We start from the raw sequence: 20,324 nt of genomic DNA, 5'->3' as shown, positions 1-20,324 counted from the left end.
GCCGGTGACCCCTCCGCCTTTGATCAGCGCAATGGTTGCGCAGACGATCATGATGGCGTACAGCAGGAAAAATTTGATTTTTCCCACCATGCCAGCACCGGAAATCCCGCCTGAAATGACAAAAAAGCCCATAAGTACCATGGTAATAAACAAAGAGACCGGCAACGGGAAGTGGAATATTGAGTTCAAAATAGCCATGGCTGCCAGGTACTGGGCAATAATATGGATAAACATGCCGCAGGAATTGAGCACAGAGCAATAATACTGAAAGCCCTGGCCAAAGTATCTGCCGAGCAGTTCGGAAACGGTGGTGACCTGCTCACGTCTTAATGCTGTTGCAAAAAAGCATCCCAGGAGAAAACAGGAGATACCGCTGCCCAGGGTGAAAATCCAGGCGCTGACGCCATGATCATAGGCTGATTGAACTGTCCCGATGGTTGAGACGCCACCCACCAGGGTGCCGATAATCACCCAGGATACCTGGGTGGTGGAAAGGGATCTGCCTGCCACTGAAAAATCTGATCCACTGACCACGCGCCGCTGATTTTTTAAAATCAGAGCGCAGAAAAGAACAAATGCGCCGACAAATACGGCTGCATATATAAATTGTCCCACCCCTTTTCTCCTTGATATCCGCCGAATCCTTCAAGCAGGAAGCGGCTTCCATTTTTAAAAGTGCAGTTCTACGCCTGATTTGTACATAAGGCAATGGAAGAATCGGGGTTTATTCTGTTTTTTTAAAGACGCGTCTGTGTCCCTAGGGGGACGGTACACCGACATCAGGGCTTCGGTAAAGCATGAGCCACCACATCCTGAATGCCATCAGGGCCTGGGCATCTGCCTGGTGTTGGCATTTAAAAAGGCTCAGGGAATATGCCTCTTCAAACTCTTCCGGGGTAAAAATTAAATTCTTTTGATCCAGAATTTCCTGCCGTGTCTGACTGGTGTCTGCTTTTACCAGCCTGTGTCTGAGATCATCGTCATGCTGTCCTTGCCGGATAAAGTTGACGGCATTTTGAATGGTCATGTCATTTTCCTGAAAAATTTTACTATGCAACGGCTTTGTAATTATTCCGCAATATCAATTATTCCGCAATATCAGTGCCGGTAGTATCTGTTTCTTCGGATGCAGTTTCCGCGTCAATGGACGCGATCAGTGTGGTTGTGGTATCATCGGAATCACTGAACACCTGGTTGAACGTATCTATGTCTGATTTAGCAAGATCCTTGGCTTCTCCTAGATACGTGATAATGGAAAGGGTGTCATATCCTTCCTCCTGGAGTGCAGCTGTAAATGTTCTGATATTGTCAAGGGCCTCATCGGACGCACCCGCGTCAGACGCTGTACTTGCCACCTCAGCCACCTTCTGGGCAATGGAGGAAATAGCGCATGAGTCGGAAGTTGCTGTACAGATGTCATAGGTCATGGACGCGATGGAGCCCCCCTTTGATAAAAGGGTGGTCACGCTATCGGTTTTCTGTTGCGTGAGCTGAAGTCCAACGCTTGAAAAATCTGAAGGTATCGAACTGGTCATTTCATTACTCCTTCACTCCTAATTTGTGGATTGTTTCATGGTCCGGGTGTTTCCTAATTTTGGGCTTTATGGTAAAGGTCAATAAAACATGATTTAAATCAATATATAATTATTCCATTAAAATAGATATCGGAATGGGGCCTTAAAAATTTAAGTAAAAAATTAAATTTATTGTTTTATAAGATTTTTGTGGGACGTATTGTTTTTTTGCGGATTGTAAAAGGACTGAACCAGTTAATGAAACCAGGCGTAGAACCCGTTTTTTGTAGTCTAAAACCCAAAGATGTCATTGGCGTGGCCGCACCATCGGCCCGGTTTGATGCGCAGGCGTTTCAAAAAGGGGTCCTGTGTCTTGAATCCATGGGGTTTGAAGTACACATTCCCAATGGCATAACAGGGCAGTTCAGATATCTTGCCGGCACGGACCGGCAGCGGGCGGATGTGCTTAACTCGCTGTTCGCAGATCCGGGGATCAAAGGCATCATTGCGGCAAGGGGAGGATTCGGTGCTATGCGCCTTTTGCCGTTGCTGGACTGGGATACCATTGCCGGGAATCCGAAACTATTTATTGGGTTTTCAGATCCCACGGCTTTGATCAGTTCCCTGGTATGCAAAGCCGGAATCTGTGCCCTGCATGGTCCAAATCTGGTTTCCCTTGGCCGGGCAGATAAAAAGACACTGGACAGTTTTGCAAAGACTGTGACTGGTTGCTTTACACGTATTGATCTGCCTTCTGATCAGGTGATTGCGGGTGGACGTGCCACAGGACGGCTTGTGGGCGGAAATATGGCCACCTTGGTTCATATGATCGGGACAGCTTATCAGCCCGATTTTACGGGCAGCATTCTTTTTCTGGAGGACGTGGGTGAACCGGCATACAAGATTGACAGGATGCTGACCCAGATGAAGATGGCAGGTGTGCTGGAATGTGTCAACGGGGTTGTGACCGGGTCTTTTGAAGATTGTGACAATGATGCCTATATACCGGAGATCATTCAAGAGGTGTTCTTTGACGCCAACATTCCGATCTGCATGGGACTTGAAGTGGGTCACGGGGCGGTTAACCTTTCCCTTCCCATGGGGGGCGGAGTCATTCTGGATGCAGACCGTGCCTGCCTTGAATGGGATCTTGCCGCACAATGAAAACCCGTTCATTTCAAAAGATTGATAGTGCTATGGCCAATGCTGTGGCCGACGGCGTGTTTCCGGGTGCTGTGTTGCTGTGTGCCCGCGGACAAGATATTTTTTACCACAAAGCCTTTGGTGTAACAGATATAAGGTTTGGGGAGCCTGTGACATTGAATACGGTTTTTGACCTGGCCTCCCTGACCAAGCCCCTGGCCACAGCCCTGGCTGTGGCAGATCTGATTTCATCAGGGCAGTTGTCCGGGAAAACTTATTTACAGGACGCCCTGCCGGTTGCCTGGGGAACGGACAAAGCCAAGATCACCATTGACATGCTGCTGCGCCACAGGTCTGGCCTGCCTGCCCACCGTCCGTATTTTAAAGCGCTTTGTGTCCCCGTTCCCGGTATGGAAGCCAGAAAGTGCCTGCGGCGGCTGGTGCTGGAGGAACCCCTGGAATATGAGCCCGGTTCCAAGGACAATTACAGTGACCTGGGGTTTATCCTGTTGGCCTGGGTGGTGGAGTCTCTGTCCGGTGTCCGGCTGGACACAATTGTTAATGACCGGATCTTTGGGCCTTTGAAAATCAACGCGTTGTTTTTCAATCCCCTTTGCTCTGATTTGACAAGGCATAGGGCAGGTAAAACGCCCCTTGTTTTTGCTGCTACCTCCCATTGCCCCTGGCGAAGAAAAATGATGCTGGGGGAGGTGGAAGATGAAAATGCCTGGGCTGCCGGCGGCATTGAAGGGCATGCCGGTCTGTTTGGCACCGCTGCCGGGGTGCATCACCTGTGCTGTCAGATCCTGCAGGCCCTTCAAAATAAAGAAACCAAAGTAATAAATTCATCCGTCATTCGATGTTTTGCAGATAAAAATAACGGTGAAAAAAAAGGATTGATGCGTCCGGCAGGTTTTGATTCTCCAAATGAAGAGAACGCTTCCTCAGGTCGTTTTTTTTCTGAACGATCGGTCGGACACCTGGGCTTTACCGGCACATCCTTCTGGATAGATCCTGACAACGGCTTGATCACGGTACTCTTGACGAATCGGGTACACCCCGACCGGGGAAATATTGATATAAGGAAATTCAGGCCCAGGATTCATGATTTGATCGCAACTGTTTATAAAGCAAATATACAGATGTGAAACACTTTATTCTTGTAAAAAAAACCTAAGTTTGTTAGCAACTGTTTTCTAGCGGTATTTTTCATCTATATGATAAAACACAACTCCCATTTTTGTATGAAAGAGGATAAATGAACTTTATAACTGATACGTTGCTTGGGGCCTTTTCCAATGATCTGGCCATTGATCTTGGCACTGCAAATACGCTGGTTTATGTTAAGGGAAAAGGTATCGTGTTAAGTGAACCTTCAGTGGTGGCGGTCAGAACGGACAGACGGTCCAGAAGCAAAGTGCTGGCGGTGGGGCTGGAAGCAAAGCGTATGCTGGGAAGGACACCGGGTAATATTGTGGCCATCCGACCCATGCGGGACGGGGTTATTGCCGATTTCGCAGTGACCGAAGCCATGCTCAAGCATTTTATCCGGAAAGTTCATAACAACAGAAAAACCCTGGTGCGCCCAAGGATTATTATTGCCGTACCCTCCGGTATCACCCAGGTGGAAAAGCGGGCGGTCAGGGAAAGCGCGGAATCCGCCGGTGCCAGGGAAGTTTTTCTTATAGAAGAGCCCATGGCTGCGGCAATCGGCGCAGGCCTTCCCATTACGGAACCCACCTGCAATATGGTTGTGGATATCGGAGGAGGGACCACTGAGGTGGCGGTCATTTCCCTGGCCGGGATCGTGTATACCCGTTCCCTGAGAGTGGCCGGGGACAAGATGGATGCCTCCATCAGCCAGCATATCAAACGCAAATATAATCTGCTCATTGGCGAAAGAACCTCAGAAATTATCAAAACAACCATTGGCAATGCCTATCCTGATCCGGAACACCTTGAAACCATTGAGGTCAAGGGCAGGGATCTGGTCTCCGGCATCCCTAAGATTCTGGCCATTGATTCCGAAGAGGTCCGGGTGGCTATTTCCGAGCAGATTGACGCGATTGTCGAAACCGTTCGTATTGCCCTGGAGCAGACCCCGCCGGAACTGGCCGCTGATATCGTGGACTCCGGTATTGTTTTAACCGGTGGTGGGGCGCTGTTGAAAAATTTGGACAAGCTGCTTAAAGAAAAATGCGGCCTTCCCATTGTCGTGGCTGATGATCCCTTATCCACTGTGGCACTGGGGTGCGGCAAATCCCTTGACAATATCGAAATTCTTAAAGAAGTGGTCATCAGCTAAAGGTAATGTTTTCCAGGCGGATCATGATGAGTGTCGGCGTGGGGCTTTTTATTGCGGTGGCGCTTACCGTAATCACCATGTCCAGCCGGGAGACCCTTCCAACAGGTGGTGTTGAAAGACTGGCCATAACCCTTACCTCCCCGTTTCAGTTTGTGGCCTCCCGCATTATCGGCTTTACTGAATCGGTATGGCAGACCTATTTTTCATGTGTGCTTGCCGTGGAAGAAAATCAGGCCTTGAGACGTGAGTTGTCAAAGGCCCGGCATACAGCCAACAGGTGCAAAGAGCTTGAGCTTGAAAATGCCCGTTTGAAGAAATTTGTCAATTTTCAGAGTTCCGTGCCCGCGGCCTATGTGGCAGCTCAGGTGATTGCCCGGGATCCGTCCCCCTGGTTTAAAACCATTATGATTGATAAGGGTGAAAAAGACGGGTTGATCAAAGGGCTGCCGGTGCTGGTGTCGGAAGGAATTATAGGACAGATTATTAAAGTGTCCGGCAGTTTTTCCCGGGTGCTGCTGATTACCGACCGCAATTCAGCTGTTGATGCGCTGATCCAGGAGACCCGGGTCCGCGGCATGGTCAAGGGCAATAATGAAGCGACCTGTTCCTTTGTATATACCTTGAGAAAGGATCAGGTGAAACCAGGGCAGGTAATTGTCTCCTCCGGACTGGACCAGGTATTCCCAAAAGGATTGAGAATCGGAACAGTACTTGATGTAAAAAAAAATCATTCCCAGCTGTTCCAGGATATCACCATAAAAACTGCCGTTGATTTTGACAGGCTTGAAGAAGTGCTGGTGTATAAAAATGCCGACTGACAGGCGGATGCATCCGGTATGATGAATTTCATATTTTTTTCTTTTGTCACCTTGGGGTTGGTTATCCTTCAGACTGTTGTTATTCCGGATTTTTCCTGGTTCCCCCACTCTTTTGATCTGATGATCATTAATGTATTGTACCTGAGCCTATTTTCCCCACGCTACTGGGTGCCTTTCTGTCTTGTGATCATCGGCGGCATCATGGATAGCCTGTCAGGTGCGCCGTTTTTTCTTCATACCACCTCGTATCTGTGTAGTTACCTGATCGTTTTTTTTCTCCGCCAGCTGGTTTTTCAGCGCAGCGCTGTTTTTGTCTTTATCGTCAGCCTTGCATCTGTCTGCATTTATCAGGGACTGGTTATGTTCAGTGTTTTTCTGCTCCAGGGGCAGAAGGAAATTGCGGCTACGGATTACCGCCTTTGCATCGGTCAAATCGTTTGGGCCGTCGTTGGTATTCCCATCGGCGTTCGGTTCCTGGAAACTCTGCATCAGAACTTTTTACATGCCGTAAAACAGTCCCGCCGGCAAATGGCCCGAAAATACAGGGGGTAATGTGCGCGGAATCAATAACAATCCCGACCGTGAGTGGATCAAACAGCGATTTATCGGGGCCGGCCTGTGCATTGTGCTTGTTTTCAGCGTTCTTTTATTAAGGCTTGTTTATCTTCAGATGATCCGCGGGGAAGAGTACAGGCGGCTGTCGATGACCAATTGTGTTCGGCTCAAAAGCATTAAATCCTCCAGGGGACTGATTTATGACCGCAATCACAATCTTCTTGTGGACAACCGGCCAGCCTTTGATTTGATCATTGTTCTGGAGGATGCCGAACCCTTGAAAGAAACCCTTGAGCGCCTTGCCGAACTGACCGGCGATTCATATGAGGCACTGACGGCAACCATAGAAAAAGCCGGGCGGGAAGCATTTTACAAACCAGTTATCCTTAAACGGGACATAACAAGGGATCTGCTTGCGGTCGTGGAGGCCCATCAGTTTGATCTGCCAGGTATTCATATTGATATCGAACCCACCCGAAATTACATCCATAAGAAAACAGCTGCTCATCTTATAGGTTACCTTGGTGAGATCAATAAGGAAGAACTGGATTCCGGAAAATTTCTCAATGTACGGTCCGGGGATTCCATTGGCCGGTACGGGGTTGAAAAAAGTTTTGAGGCGGATCTGCAGGGGAAAAGGGGGGGGCACCAGGTTGAAGTGGACGTAAATGGCCGGGTGATCAAAATACTAAAAACAGTGGAACCGGTTTCCGGAAAGGATCTGGTCCTGACAATGGATCTGGCGCTCCAGCAGAAAGCGGAAAGCTTGATTGGGGAGAATGACGGGGCCGTTGTGGCCCTTGATCCCTCAAACGGAGATGTTTTGGTTATGGCATCGTCCCCCAGCTTTGACCAGAATGATTTTATTGGCGGTATCTCCAGTAAGAAATGGCAGGTTTTAAGGGATGATCCGGGTCGCCCCATGAACAACAAGGCAATTCAGGCAGAATATCCCCCGGCGTCCACATATAAGATCATTACGGCCCTGGCGGGGCTTGAAGAAAAAGTTATTGACCGCAATTCAACCTTTTTTTGTCCGGGATTTTATAAGTTTGGCAACCGGCGCTACCATTGCTGGAATAAATACGGACACGGCAATTTAAATGTTGTGAATGCCATTGCCCAGTCCTGCGATGTATTTTTTTATCAAACCGGTGAAAAACTCGGGGTCGATGCCCTGGCAAAGTATGCGCAAGGCTCTGGCCTGGGGCGGTTGACCGGCATTCGCCTGGCCCATGAGCGACCAGGTTTGATTCCCACGTCCGCATGGAAGAAACAGCGGTTCAAGGAACCCTGGCAGGCCGGTGAAACCCTGTCCATCAGTATTGGCCAGGGGTTTAATCTGGTTACGCCTCTGCAGATGGCCGTGTTTATTTCTGCGGTTGGGAATAACGGGACCCTTTACCGGCCAAGACTTGTTAAGTCCGTTCAGGATGCAAAAGGGCAGGTGATAAGGGAAATTGAACCCGAAATTACCGGTGGGTTGCCGGCTTCCAAAGAAAATCTGGCCATTGTAAGACAAGGGCTTTTAGAAGTTGTTCACGGTAATCGCGGCACTGCCCGGCAAATCCGTCTTCCCGGCGTTGAAATTGCCGGAAAAACAGGTACGGCACAGGTCTTTTCCCGCAAAGCCGGGGAGAAGTTTGATAATAAAAAGCTGAAGCGTACCCTCCAGGATCATGCCTGGTTTGTCTGTTATGCGCCTTCACAGGACCCTAAAATAGCCATTGCCGTGATCATTGAACATGGGGAGCATGGCTCCAGTGCGGCTGCGCCCGTGGCAAAAGAGTTGATCCATGCCTATCTCGGGGATCCTGAAGTTCCAACTGCCATGGTCAGGGACGACCAGGCACATGTAGAGTGAAAAAGTGGGGAAAAATGTTTGACCGCCGTCTCATATCAAACTTTGACTGGGGATTGCTATTACTTATTTTCTTCATTTGCATTCTGGGGCTGACCATTCTTTATTCGGCGGTGACAGCCGGATACACCGGAACTGTTCTGCCTCCCCTTTTTAAAAAACAGGTTGTCTGGATGGCCGTTGGTTTTGTCATCATGATGAGCTGCCTTGTCATTGATTTTAAAGAGTTTGGCAAACTTCATCTCCTTATATATACCACATGTGTCGGACTTCTGGTGGCCACCTGGCTTGCGGGCCATACCGGCGGCGGCTCCCAGCGCTGGTTGGTATTAGGCCCTGTTCGGATACAGACCTCGGAGCTGATGAAAATTTCTTTGATCATCAGCCTGGCTTCGGTGTATGCAGACAGTATCAGTCCTGAAGGCTTAGGCTTCAGGCATCTGATCAAGCCGTTTATTTTATGTATTATCCCCTTTGGCCTCATTGTGATTCAGCCCGATCTTGGTACAGGGCTTTTGCTTTTGCTTATTGCCGGCTGTCTTACTTTATTTGTAAAAGTCGAAAAAAAAGTTTTATTCACTTTGGGGGTGGCGGGGCTCTCTTTGGTGCCCCTGGTATGGCTTTTCGGCCTTAAGGATTATCAGAAAGACAGAATTTTAACCTTTTTGAACCCTGAACGGGATCCCCTTGGTGCAGGGTATCATATCATCCAGTCCAAGATCGCCATAGGTTCAGGCATGCTTACCGGGAAAGGATTTCTCCATGGGACCCAGAATGCTTTAAATTTTCTGCCTGAACAGCATACGGATTTTATTCTTTCCGTACTGGCCGAAGAGTGGGGACTTGCGGGATGTGTGCTGCTGTTAACCCTCTATTTTATTTTACTATTCTGGGGGTTGAACATTTCCTATAATTGCCGGAATATGTTTGGCTCCCTTCTGGCAATGGGTGTTAGTGTTATGGTATTCTGGCAAATTTTTATCAATGTCGGCATGGTTATGGGCCTGATGCCGGTGGTCGGGGTGCCTTTGCCCCTGGTTTCCTATGGCGGGTCCTCGGTTGTGACCAATATGGTCGGTTTTGGTATTTTACTAAATATCAGCATGCGAAAATTTAACACGGCCTGATCCCCTGATCTCGCTATTAAGAATTGCTGCATTCTGTGTTGACAAAAGGCGTGGTGGATGGTACTCAAGTCACGATCATTTTAAGCATTTAGGCTGAATCCGAGCGATCTCAGCTAATTAGGATATAGGATATAAGTAGTTGATTTTTTGTAATTATTAACTGGCGGAGGAATTTTATGATAACTGTGATTCCTGATATATCAGCAATATATCAGATGGTCAATTTTCTTGTCCTGCTATTCCTCCTCAACCTGGTTCTGTACAAACCTATTCGAAATGTCATTCTCGAAAGAAAAGCCAAGGTCGGCACCTTAAACTCGGGTGTTGAAAAAGCCTTGGCTGGTCTTGAAAAACAAAAGGATGATTACAAAGAAGGGTTGAAACAGGCAAGGGGTGAAGGCCTTAAGAAAAAAGAGGTGTTCATTGAGGAGGCGTCTGCTCAGGAAAAGGAAATTATTACCCGGATCAATCAGAAAGCGCAGGCTAACTTTGCCCAAATTAAGGCACAGGTGGCTGAAGAAACTGAACAGGCCCGCAAAGCGCTTGAGGCCGAGGTTGAGGTGTATGCCAAAGCCATCGGCGAAAAGATACTCGGGAGGGCATGTTAATGGAAAAAATGAATTGGAAAAAACACCTTAAGGTTTCCGCAACTGTTGTGGCTCTTGTGGCTGGTGCGACAGTGGTATGGGCTTCCGGCGGCGGTCACGGTGAAGCAGCGCATCACAATGCATGGCACGATGTTGATACCTGGAAAGTGCTTAACTTTGTTATCCTTGCGCTTGGCTGCTTTTTCATCGCTAAAAAACCGGTGGCGCAGTTCTTCTCTTCCCGTAAAAAGGGGATTGAAGAGGAGTTGACAGACCTGGAACAGAAAAAAGCCGACGCAGAAAAGAAGCTTGCCGAATACGAAGCCCGGTTTAGAAATCTTGAACAGGAATCTGAAAAGATTGTTGAGGATTACATCAAGCAGGGTGAAGATGCCAAGAAGAGAATTCTTGCAGAAGCTGAAGCCCAGGCTGAAAAACTTGAAGATATGGCAAAACGCAATATCGAACAAGAGTTCAAAGCTGCGAAAGCGCTTCTGAAGCAGGAAGTTGTGGATCGTGCAATGGAGCAGGCAGAGGCGTTCGTTAAAAAATCCATCACAACCCAGGATCAGAACCGTCTGGTCGATGAATATTTGAAGAAGGTGGAGGCATAATGAAGAATCTTGCAGTTTCAAGGCGTTATGCCAAGGCGTTGATTTTGATAGGCCAGGAGGATGGTCTGGCGGATGGATACAATAATGAGCTTTCCGCAATGGTTGGGCTTTTAGACTCCCAGCAGGGTTTTGAACAGGCGCTTACCAATCCGCTAATCAGAAAAAGTGACCGTAAAAAACTTCTTGAGGCGGTAATCGCTGCTGCAGACTTTTCAAAGGTGATGAATTCTTTTTTGTCATTGCTTTTTGATAAAGGCAGGATCGGTTTTCTTAGAGACATTGCGACTTATTACAGTACAATGGCTGATGAACTCAAAGGTATTGTCAGGGCAAGTGTTGTGTCTGCCACGAATCTGTCCAAGGCAAACATTACAAAAATTCAGAAGTCTTTGTCTCAGAAAACCGGTAAAACCGTTGTGCTTGATGTGCAAAAGGATTCAAGCCTTATCGGCGGTATTATCACAAAAATTGGTGATCTTGTTCTTGACGGCAGCGTAAAAACTCAGCTGATCAATATGAGGGAAACTTTAAAAAAAGGTGAGAGTGTATAATGGAAATTAAAGCAGAAGAAATAAGCCAGATTATAAAAGATCAAATTAAAGGATTTGATGCACAGGTTGATCTGAGCGAAACAGGTGTCGTTCTGTCAGCGGGTGACGGTATTGCCCGTATTTACGGTTTGGAAAAAGTAAAAGCCATGGAGCTGGTTGAGTTTCCCGGCGGTATTCTGGGGCTGGCGCTCAACCTTGAAGCAGATAACGTTGGTGTGGCCATTCTTGGTGATGACAAGGTCATCAAAGAAGGCGACGTAGTTAAAAGAACCAACCGTATCGCTTCCGTCCCGGTTGGCGAAGCGCTGCTGGGCCGGGTTGTAACCACCACAGGCGAGCCTGTTGACGGCAAAGGTCCCATCAATTCCGATATATATATGAACATGGAACTGGTTGCGCCGGGTGTTATCGCCAGAAAAGGGGTTCACGAACCCTGCTATACCGGCTCAAAGGCTGTTGATGGTATGACGCCGGTTGGCCGCGGCCAGCGCGAGTTGATTATTGGTGACCGTCAGATTGGTAAGACTGCTGTGGCAGTCGATGCTATCATTGCTCAGAAAGAGAGTGGCATCAAATGTATCTATGTTGCCTGTGGTCAGAAAAAATCAACGGTAGCCCAGGTTGTAGCCGCACTTGAAGAGCACGGCGCCATGGAATACACCACCGTTGTTGTGGCATCTGCATCCGAGTCTGCTGCCATGCAGTACCTGGCACCCTACGCAGGTTGCGCCATGGGCGAGTATTTCCGTGATAAAGGTGAGCATGCCTTGATTGTTTATGATGACCTTTCAAAACAGGCTGTTGCTTACCGTCAGGTCTCTTTGCTGCTCAGACGTCCGCCTGGACGTGAGGCCTTCCCTGGTGACATTTTTTACAACCATAGCCGTTTGCTGGAACGTTCTGCTAAGATGAGTGATGAACTTGGTGCAGGGTCGCTGACCGCACTTCCCATCATTGAAACCCAGGAAGGTGATGTTTCCGCATTTATTCCCACCAACGTTATTTCCATTACCGACGGACAGATCTTTCTTGACAAGGATTTGTTTTTTGCAGGTATCCGTCCCGCCATTGACGTTGGATTGTCCGTATCCAGGGTAGGCGGTGCAGCCCAGGTAAAAGCCATGAAACAGGTGGCAGGAACCCTTCGTCTGGATCTGGCCCAGTACAGAGAGCTGGAAGCTTTTGCTGCTTTTGGTTCCGATCTGGACGCCGCTACCCAGAAACAGCTGACCCGTGGTGAAAGACTGGTTGAACTGCTCAAACAACCCCAGTATCAGCCGCTTCCCATGGAAAAACAGGTTACGCTGCTTTATGCCGGTACCAAAGGATTCCTGGATAAATACCCCAAAGAATCCGTTGCCGCATATGAAGCTGGCCTGTACCCCTTTGTCGAAAGCCGGTTCCCCGAAGTTTTTGCTGGTTTGAAAGAGAAACAAAAGATTGATGACGAACTCGAGGCCAAGCTCAAAAAATGCCTTGCAGCCTATGACGAAGAATTCAAGGAAACCCTGAACTAATCAGGACGGATTTGGACGGATTTGTGAAAACAAACACTAACTTATAGGCGCAAAGGTAGATCATATGGCAACGTTAAAAGAAGTACAATCGAAAATAGTCAGTGTTAAAAAGACTAAACAGATTACCTCTGCCATGAAAATGGTCGCCACTTCAAGATTGCGCGGTGCCCAGAATGCAATGGAAGCATTTAAACCATATGCTTCCAAATTTGCCGAAGTTCTGGGCTCCATTGCCGGGAAATCAGGAGAGGATGCATCCCCTCTTTTGGTGCCCAGGGAAGAAGTAAAAAAGGTGGCCCTGCTTCTGTGTACGTCTGACAGGGGCTTGTGTGGCGGATTTAACATCAATCTGATTGATAAAGCTGAAAAAATGCTCAGATCTGAGCTTGAAGGAAAAGAGGTCTCTTTTGTCTGCTATGGCAAAAAGGGACGTGACTGGGCCAGGAAACAGGGCCATACCAGGGATGCCGAGTATATCGGTGTTGTGGGCGGCAATGTCGAATTCTCAGTGGCTTCCGGATCAGGCCAGACATTGATTAACAGGTTCCTTGAGGGCGCTGTTGATGAAGTCTATCTGATTTATTCTGACTTCCAGGGAATGGCAAAACAGATTCCTACGGTCAAACAGATTCTTCCCATTCCATCTCTTGATGAAATGGTGGCAGATGAGGTTCAGTCCCCTGCTGAAGACGAGGCTTTCCTGCCGGAGCATATCTGCGAGCCGTCATCTGACGCGCTTCTGGGTGAAATGCTTCCCAAGAATGTTTTTATTCAGATATATGACGCACTGCTTCAAACATCCACATCCGAGCATGCTGCCCGTATGCGGGCCATGGAGAATGCGACCAAGGCATGTGAAGATATGGTGGATGAACTGCAGACCATATTTAATAAAACCCGTCAGGCTGCTATTACTGCAGATCTTATGGATATTGTCGGCGGAGCCGAAGCCCTTAAGGGATAATTAACGGATAGACAGGCATAGATAAAACAGCTTTATAGGAGAATAAAATGGCTGAAAATATAGGTAAAATTTCACAGGTCCTCGGCGCTGTTGTTGACGTTGAGTTTGAGCCCGGAAAACTTCCTCCGGTACTGACCGCTTTGACCATTACCAACCCCACCATCGGGGACATGGAAGATAACCTTGTAATTGAGGTTGCCCAGCACCTGGGTGACAATGTTGTTCGCTGCATCGGCATGGATGTTACCGACGGTCTTCAAAGAGGAATGCCTGTAAAAGATACTGGCTCGCCCATCATGATGCCGGTTGGCAACGCTTCTCTGGGCCGGGTTCTTAATGTTGTAGGTCGTCCTGTTGACGGTCTTGGCGAGATTTCAAGAGAAAAACAGAGACCCATTCACAGACATGCGCCCGAATTCACAGAGCAGGACACCAGTGTCCGCGTTCTTGAGACCGGTGTAAAGGTTATCGATCTTCTGGTTCCCTTCCCCCGCGGCGGTAAAATGGGCATGTTCGGCGGTGCCGGCGTTGGCAAAACCGTTATCATGATGGAAATGGTTAACAATATCGCCATGCAGCATGGCGGTATTTCTGTATTTGGCGGTGTTGGTGAAAGAACCCGTGAAGGTAACGACCTTTACCATGAAATGAAGGACTCCGGCGTTCTTCCTAAATGTGCTCTGGTTTACGGTCAGATGACAGAACCTCCCGGAGCCCGTGCCCGCGTTGCGCTTTCCGCTTTGACCTGTGCTGAGTATTTTCGTGATGAAGAAGGCCAGGACGTGCTTCTCTTTGTGGATAATATCTTCCGTTTCACCCAGGCTGGTTCAGAGGTTTCTGCAACCCTGGGTCGTATGCCGTCTGCTGTTGGTTACCAGCCGACACTGGCTGTCGACATGGGTGAGCTTCAGGAGCGTATTACATCAACAGACAAGGGCTCCATCACCGCGGTGCAGTGCGTTTACGTGCCTGCTGATGACTTGACTGACCCGGCCCCTGCCACCACATTCGCCCATCTTGACGGAACCGTTGTACTTTCCCGTCAGATTGCAGAGCTTGGTATTTACCCGGCAGTGGATCCCCTTGACTCCACTTCCAGAATTCTCGATGCTGCTTACATTGGCCAAGAGCATTACAATGTTGCCCGGGTGGTTCAGCAGACCCTGCAAAAATACAAAGAACTCCAGGACATCATTGCCATCCTTGGTATGGATGAATTATCTGACGAGGATAAAGTTACTGTACAGCGGGCCAGAAAACTGCAGAAGTTTTTGTCCCAGCCTTTCCATGTAGCTGAAACCTTTACCGGTATGGCCGGTGTGTTTGTAAAGGTTGAAGATACTGTCAGATCTTTCAAAGAGATTATCGAAGGTAAGCATGATGATCTTCCCGAAAATGCTTTCTATATGGTGGGAGCCATCGAAGACGCCATTGAAAAAGCCAAAGCTGAATAACCATTCGGAGGTTCATAATGGCTGATAAATTTTTTCTTGAAGTTGTAACGCCGCAAAAGGCGGTTGTCAGTGAAGAGATCCAAAGCATTTCAGCACCTGGCAGCGAAGGTGAGTTCTGTGCCTTGAAAGGGCATACAACTTTTCTGACCGCATTGAAAATCGGCGGTATCCGTTATAAAGATACATCCGGTAAAGAGCGCATGCTCTTTGTCAGCGGCGGATTTGCCGAAGTGCTTCCGGATAAGGTTACTATACTTGCTGAATCTGCTGAACGCCGTAAGGATATTGATCTTGACCGGGCAAAAGAGGCCCAGAGTCGTGCTGAGAAGCGGTTGAGTGACAAAGCAGCAGATACAGATGTTGTTCGTGCTCAAGCTGCGTTGCAGCGGGCTATATTTCGGGCTAAAATTGCCGGAACCCGCTAAGATTCTGCTTGTCTGATGGTTTGATAACCATCTGGCCTGTAATGCCGGAAAATATGGAATAAGAAAGGGGATGCCTTTTACGGCATCCCCTTTTTTTCATGGCCTTGATTTGTTATTTGAGATAGGGGGAAAATGAACGATATTGCAGTTATCATATTGGCTGCAGGAAAAGGCAGCCGCATGAAATCGGATTTGGCCAAGGTGCTCCATAAGGTCGCAGGTAAAAGCATGATCAACCACGTGATCGAAGCCGCTCTATCTGCTGCTTCCGGGCATATTCATGTCGTGGTAGGGCACCAGGCCGAAAAAGTGCGGGAAGATGTCCTAAAAAAACATAAGGTGCATTTTGTCCTTCAAAAAGAGCTTCTGGGAACAGGGGATGCGGTTCGGGCTGCATTGCCGGGGGTTGATGCTTGTATTCAGCACGTTTTGGTTTTGTGCGGCGACGTTCCGTTGATAAGAAAGCAGACCATCACGGATTTAGTTTCAGCCCACCAAAACCTGAAGGCAGATTTGACTGTTCTTGCCGTAAGGGTAAATGACCCTACCGGTTACGGCAGAATTATCCAGGACAACGACGGGCAACTTCTTGCCATACGTGAGGAGGCAGATGCAACTGATTTGGAAAAACAGATTTCCATAGTCAATTCCGGGATTTTCTGTTTTGAAAAACGATTTCTTGAATTCGGTTTAGGGCGGATTAAAAACAATAACAGTCAGGGAGAATATTATCTTACTGACCTTGTGGAAATAGCTGCCCAAAACAGAGCCAAAACATTTGTTAAGATAACCCAAGACGCTGAACAGGTCATGGGCGTCAATACCATTGAGCAGTTAAGCCTTATCAATACAGCGTTTCACAAGGCATCAAATGAATTATCTTAACTTTGATCAGGTGAATTATCTTGACTTTCATCAGGCTGCTGAATATATTAGTAGTTAATTTATTACCATTTTATGAGACTTAAGAAATTGGATAATCAGGATATAGCAGCCAAGTTTGATGACATTAACATTCATGTCGACTTTTTAATAGAATCCTGTCAGAGTTTTCAAAAAGAAAACGCAGAACTTTTAGCAAAAATAAAAGAGCTTGAAGATCAGCTGGAGCAGAAAATAAAAAAAGAAGACGTCTATGTCGGACAGGAGTCCATGATGAGTGAAAAAATTGACAGACTCCTTTCAAAACTGGATGGTTTTTCGGAAATCGTATCCGGGGATGAAAAGTTATAAAGTGCCATGAACTTATATACTCGGTAAAGGGATTTCCTTGGATGAAATCGTTAAAATTGAGCTTTTCGGGGAAGAATTTAAGTTTAAACCGGAAAAAGATCAAAAATATGATCCGGTAAAGATTGCAGCGCATGTCAAAGAATATGTAGATGAAGCAGGAAGCCTTTTCCAAAATAAAATCAGCAGTAAAAACAGGATGGCTATTCTGCTTCTTGCAGCCATGAATTTATCCAAGGATTATCATGAACTGCGTTTGAAGTACTCCGACCTTGAAAAAGACATTGAAAACAGAGTATCATCCTTATTGGAGAAAATAGACAAAACAATGAAATAAACTTTCATTGGTTTAACATTATAACAAAATCCCCTGCAATGTGCGTGATTGTATGACAGCCTTTGGCCTAACGCATCAATACTTAGGGGGCGCACGCTGATACTGGTGAGCAGGTTCCCTTTAATACAAGGGAGAAGCCTAAAGGTATTATTGAACTCCCGTCTTTTGGACCCTTGGTTCAAAGCCTTAAAAACAACACGGCAGCTGTGGGGGAACTTGTTGTAATCTTAAAAACGCTTTGCCGCATCCCTCCTAATCCTAACGTATTATTCCATTTCTTTTTTAGCGAAATGAAACACGGATACACAATTTTTTTGTATCCCAATTATTCCAGGAGATGAATTGTATGAGTTATACAATGATGCTTGCATTAATGCTGGTGCTGCTGGCTGTTGGTGCGGTCATTTTATATGTGATAAAAACAAAAATTGATCAGCAGAGACTTGATTTTCAAGAAGAGCAACGCGTTGCTATGGAAGGCGCCACTAAAAAAGCTGAAACCCTGCTTAAGGAAGCACAACTTGAGGCTCGTTCCCGTCTGCTCGAAATGAAAAGCACCTTTGATGCCGAGACAGAAGAGACCCGGGCTGAATTGAAAAAAGAGGAACGACGTCTTTCTAAAAAAAGTGAAAAGCTTGACAATCTCGAAGATCAATATGTTAAAAGAGAGAAATCCATAGAAAAAAATGAACGGGACGTTGCGGAAAAACTCGAATCTGTAACCCAGAAGGAGGAATCCTATATCCAGCTTCTTGAAGATACAAAAAAAGAGCTTGAAAAAATTTCGGGGATGACCCTTGAGCAGGCCAAAGGGCTGCTGCTTAAAACCATGGAGGATGAAGCCAGGCATGAAGGTGCCAAAATGGTTAAAAAGATCACAACCGAAGTCAGGGAAAAAGCGGATAAAGAGGCTAAAAAGATTATATCTACTGCCATCCAGCGTTATGCGGGCGACTATGTGGCTGAGCGTACCGTTTCTGTGGTTAACCTGCCCGGAGATGAAATGAAGGGGCGGATTATCGGCAGGGAAGGACGCAATATCCGGGCTTTGGAAGCCGCAACCGGCATTGATCTGATTATTGACGATACCCCGGAAGCGGTTATCTTGTCAGGATTCAACCCTGTCAGACGGGAGGTGGCAAGACTTTCCCTTGAAAAGTTGATTTCGGATGGAAGAATACATCCCGCCCGTATCGAAGATGTTGTGGCGCGTGCAACGGAAGAAGTTGATCTGGCGATCAAAGAAGCAGGTGAGCAGGCTGCGTTTGACTTAGGGGTACACGGCATTGATCCGGAACTTATCAAGGTGCTTGGCAAGCTTAAATTCAGAACATCCTATGCCCAGAATGTTTTGCAGCACTCGGTTGAAGTGGCGTTTCTGGCCGGTGTCATAGCTGCTGAGCTTGGTCTGGATATAAAGCTTGCCAAACGTATGGGGCTGCTTCACGATATTGGAAAAGCTGTGGATCATGAAGTAGATGGTGCCCATGCCATTATTGGCGCCAACCTTGCTAAAAAGTACGGTGAAAAACAAAGTGTTGTCAATGCCATTGCAGCCCACCATGAAGACCAGATGCCTGAAAGTGTTTACGATTTTATCGTTCAATCCGCTGATGCGCTTTCCGGTGCCAGGCCAGGTGCCAGAAAAGAGAGTCTTGAAAATTATGTAAAGCGTTTAGAAGATCTTGAAAATATTGCGAATAGTTTTGAGGGTGTAGTAAATACCTATGCCATTCAGGCCGGGCGTGAAATCCGGGTCATTACTGAAAGTGAAAAAATTACCGATGAAAGTGCCATACTGCTTTCAAAGGATATTGCCCGCCAGATTGAAGAGAATCTGACATTTCCGGGCCAGGTCAAAGTTGTTGTTATTCGAGAAACCAGAGCAGTTGAATATACCAGGAAATGATAAGGAAAAACAGAATGGGTGTTTTATCGGTTTTAAAAGAACGTGGATTCATAGAGGCAACAACCCATACCCAAGAGCTTGAAGACTATTTAGAGAATAACAGAGCGACCTGCTATATCGGTTTTGATCCAACCGCTTCAAGTCTGCACGTAGGAAGCCTGGTGTGTATTATGGCACTGGCTCACATGCAACGGCATGGGCATCGACCCATTGGGCTTGTCGGCGGCGGGACAGGGCTCATTGGTGATCCTTCCGGTAAAACAGAACTGCGCAAAGTGCTTACCTTGGGTCAGATTGATGAAAACAAAGCCGGGATACAGAAGCAATTGGCCAGATTTATTGATTTTTCTGAAGATAAGGCATTGATGCTTGATAATGCTGCATGGCTTACCAAATTGGAATACATACCGTTTTTAAGGGATATTGGCAGGCATTTTTCCATTAATAAAATGATCAAAGCAGAAAGCGTTAAGTCGAGAATGGAATCTGATGACGGCCTGACCTTTATTGAATTTAACTATATGTTGCTCCAGGCATATGATTTTATGGAACTTGCCGGCACCCATGACTGTCTCCTTCAGATGGGCGGAAGTGACCAGTGGGGCAACATTGTGGCAGGGATTGATCTCGTGCGCCGTACCCTTAGTAAACAAGCCTTTGGGATCACTTTCCCATTGATAACCACAGCGTCCGGAATAAAAATGGGTAAAACCCATAAGGGTGCTGTATGGCTTGATCCTGAACGGTTTTCTCCCTATGATTATTATCAGTTCTGGGTAAATACTGATGACCAGGATGTGACAAGATTTCTGGCTCTATTTACCTTTCTTCCCATGGAAGAGATCGAAATTGTAAAAGAATTAGACGGGGCGGATTTGAATAAAGCCAAAACCATCCTCGCATATGAGGCGACTAAAATTGCCCATGGAGAAGATGAGGCTGGGAAATCCCTTAAAGCTGCAGCAGCCATGTTTGGATCCATTGAAGTGCCTGTTGATCTTCTGCCTTCTGCAAGTATCCCCCGGGGAACGCATTCCTGTGGAGCTGATGAGTCAGTGCCAACCAGTACATTTAACAAGGGGGATGTTGTGGATAAGATGTTTGTGGTTGATCTGTTTTGCGACGCAGGTCTCTGCAACTCCAAATCCGATGCCCGCCGTCTCATCAAACAGGGGGGAGCCTATATTAATGGTGAGAGGCTTGAATCTTTTGAGCAGGTTGTTGTAGAGCCGGACGTGAACGATGGTGAAATCCTGCTTAGGGCAGGAAAGAAAAAATATCACAAAATTATTTTAAAATAGTTAAAAAAAGGTTTGACAAAGCCGACACGCAACTGTATATTTTCCAGGTTTTGTTGAACAGGAAACACCAGACAAAATTTTATCTTTTAAAATTGTTCATTGAAAAATAAAA

General features: G+C 47.0%; 22 protein-coding genes and 1 other RNA gene. 20 read left to right on the top strand and 3 right to left on the bottom strand.

Translation table 11 applies throughout. From position 1 onward, the window contains the following. The 3 genes from AB7U36_RS05090 to AB7U36_RS05080 all read right to left on the bottom strand — a co-directional run. A partial coding sequence (locus tag AB7U36_RS05090) for a sodium:solute symporter family transporter (protein ID WP_428158712.1) occupies nt 1-615 on the bottom strand: 615 nt, incomplete at its 3' end. Between the two features lie 142 nt (nt 616-757). After that, entirely contained in the window at nt 758-1,027 is a 270-nt protein-coding gene (locus AB7U36_RS05085; RefSeq protein ID WP_428158711.1) for a Nif11 family protein, read from the bottom strand. A gap of 58 nt (nt 1,028-1,085) precedes the next feature. After that, entirely contained in the window at nt 1,086-1,535 is a 450-nt protein-coding gene (locus tag AB7U36_RS05080; protein WP_428158710.1) for a hypothetical protein, read from the bottom strand. Between the two features lie 237 nt (nt 1,536-1,772). Here AB7U36_RS05080 and AB7U36_RS05075 point away from each other — a divergent pair, with 237 nt between their 5' ends. The 20 genes from AB7U36_RS05075 (at nt 1,773) to tyrS (ending at nt 20,212) form a co-directional block, all read left to right on the top strand. Beyond that, a complete protein-coding gene (locus AB7U36_RS05075) occupies nt 1,773-2,678 on the top strand; it encodes a S66 peptidase family protein (RefSeq protein WP_428158709.1) in 906 nt (301 codons plus the stop codon). Next, nucleotides 2,675-3,805: a serine hydrolase domain-containing protein gene (locus AB7U36_RS05070; RefSeq protein ID WP_428158708.1), complete on the top strand. Its 1,131-nt coding sequence runs from the start codon at nt 2,675-2,677 to the stop codon at nt 3,803-3,805. The genes AB7U36_RS05075 and AB7U36_RS05070 overlap by 4 nt, the downstream gene beginning before the upstream one ends. A gap of 110 nt (nt 3,806-3,915) precedes the next feature. Next, nucleotides 3,916-4,962 (top strand): rod shape-determining protein, encoded by a 1,047-nt coding sequence (locus AB7U36_RS05065; protein WP_428158707.1) that lies wholly within the window; start codon nt 3,916-3,918, stop codon nt 4,960-4,962. Between the two features lie 5 nt (nt 4,963-4,967). After that, nucleotides 4,968-5,780 carry a rod shape-determining protein MreC gene (gene mreC, locus AB7U36_RS05060; RefSeq protein WP_428158706.1) on the top strand — a complete coding sequence of 271 codons (813 nt, stop codon included), beginning with the start codon at nt 4,968-4,970 and terminating at the stop codon, nt 5,778-5,780. Between the two features lie 18 nt (nt 5,781-5,798). Beyond that, complete coding sequence (locus AB7U36_RS05055) at nt 5,799-6,332, top strand: hypothetical protein (protein ID WP_428158705.1); 534 nt, start codon at nt 5,799-5,801, stop codon at nt 6,330-6,332. 1 nt (nt 6,333) lies between these two features. Beyond that, nucleotides 6,334-8,199: a penicillin-binding protein 2 gene (gene mrdA / locus AB7U36_RS05050; protein WP_428158704.1), complete on the top strand. Its 1,866-nt coding sequence runs from the start codon at nt 6,334-6,336 to the stop codon at nt 8,197-8,199. Nucleotides 8,200-8,252: 53 nt separating this feature from the next. Beyond that, nucleotides 8,253-9,323 carry a rod shape-determining protein RodA gene (rodA, locus tag AB7U36_RS05045; protein ID WP_428158703.1) on the top strand — a complete coding sequence of 357 codons (1,071 nt, stop codon included), beginning with the start codon at nt 8,253-8,255 and terminating at the stop codon, nt 9,321-9,323. 176 nt (nt 9,324-9,499) lie between these two features. Beyond that, a complete protein-coding gene (locus tag AB7U36_RS05040; RefSeq protein WP_428158702.1) occupies nt 9,500-9,931 on the top strand; it encodes an ATPase in 432 nt (143 codons plus the stop codon). After that, nucleotides 9,931-10,524, top strand: coding sequence for a hypothetical protein (locus AB7U36_RS05035; protein WP_428158701.1), 594 nt, complete (start codon nt 9,931-9,933; stop codon nt 10,522-10,524). The genes AB7U36_RS05040 and AB7U36_RS05035 overlap by 1 nt, the downstream gene beginning before the upstream one ends. After that, complete coding sequence (gene atpH, locus AB7U36_RS05030) at nt 10,524-11,075, top strand: ATP synthase F1 subunit delta (RefSeq protein WP_428158700.1); 552 nt, start codon at nt 10,524-10,526, stop codon at nt 11,073-11,075. Before AB7U36_RS05035 ends, atpH begins: the two co-directional genes overlap by 1 nt. After that, a complete protein-coding gene (gene atpA, locus AB7U36_RS05025) occupies nt 11,075-12,592 on the top strand; it encodes a F0F1 ATP synthase subunit alpha (protein WP_428158699.1) in 1,518 nt (505 codons plus the stop codon). The genes atpH and atpA overlap by 1 nt, the downstream gene beginning before the upstream one ends. Before the next feature lie 64 nt (nt 12,593-12,656). Then, complete coding sequence (gene atpG / locus AB7U36_RS05020; RefSeq protein WP_428158698.1) at nt 12,657-13,556, top strand: ATP synthase F1 subunit gamma; 900 nt, start codon at nt 12,657-12,659, stop codon at nt 13,554-13,556. A 47-nt stretch (nt 13,557-13,603) separates the two neighbouring features. Then, a complete protein-coding gene (atpD, locus tag AB7U36_RS05015) occupies nt 13,604-15,010 on the top strand; it encodes a F0F1 ATP synthase subunit beta (RefSeq protein WP_428158697.1) in 1,407 nt (468 codons plus the stop codon). A 17-nt stretch (nt 15,011-15,027) separates the two neighbouring features. After that, nucleotides 15,028-15,435, top strand: a complete 408-nt coding sequence (locus AB7U36_RS05010; RefSeq protein WP_428158696.1) for a F0F1 ATP synthase subunit epsilon — start codon at nt 15,028-15,030, stop codon at nt 15,433-15,435. A 132-nt stretch (nt 15,436-15,567) separates the two neighbouring features. Continuing rightward, on the top strand, nt 15,568-16,320 hold the full coding sequence (locus AB7U36_RS05005) for a sugar phosphate nucleotidyltransferase (protein ID WP_428158695.1): 753 nt from the start codon (nt 15,568-15,570) through the stop codon (nt 16,318-16,320). Nucleotides 16,321-16,392: 72 nt separating this feature from the next. After that, nucleotides 16,393-16,668 (top strand): cell division protein ZapB, encoded by a 276-nt coding sequence (locus AB7U36_RS05000; protein ID WP_428158694.1) that lies wholly within the window; start codon nt 16,393-16,395, stop codon nt 16,666-16,668. Nucleotides 16,669-16,705: 37 nt separating this feature from the next. After that, nucleotides 16,706-17,002, top strand: a complete 297-nt coding sequence (locus AB7U36_RS04995; RefSeq protein ID WP_428158693.1) for a cell division protein ZapA — start codon at nt 16,706-16,708, stop codon at nt 17,000-17,002. 27 nt (nt 17,003-17,029) lie between these two features. Continuing rightward, nucleotides 17,030-17,219: non-coding RNA, 6S RNA (gene ssrS, locus AB7U36_RS04990), on the top strand. Between the two features lie 129 nt (nt 17,220-17,348). Then, nucleotides 17,349-18,911, top strand: coding sequence for a ribonuclease Y (gene rny / locus AB7U36_RS04985; RefSeq protein ID WP_428158692.1), 1,563 nt, complete (start codon nt 17,349-17,351; stop codon nt 18,909-18,911). A 14-nt stretch (nt 18,912-18,925) separates the two neighbouring features. Beyond that, nucleotides 18,926-20,212 (top strand): tyrosine--tRNA ligase, encoded by a 1,287-nt coding sequence (gene tyrS / locus AB7U36_RS04980; RefSeq protein ID WP_428158691.1) that lies wholly within the window; start codon nt 18,926-18,928, stop codon nt 20,210-20,212. Nucleotides 20,213-20,324: the final 112 nt, after the last annotated feature.

This window comes from Desulfobacter sp., from assembly GCF_050177295.1.
This window is presented reverse-complemented; position numbering and strand designations above follow the sequence as displayed.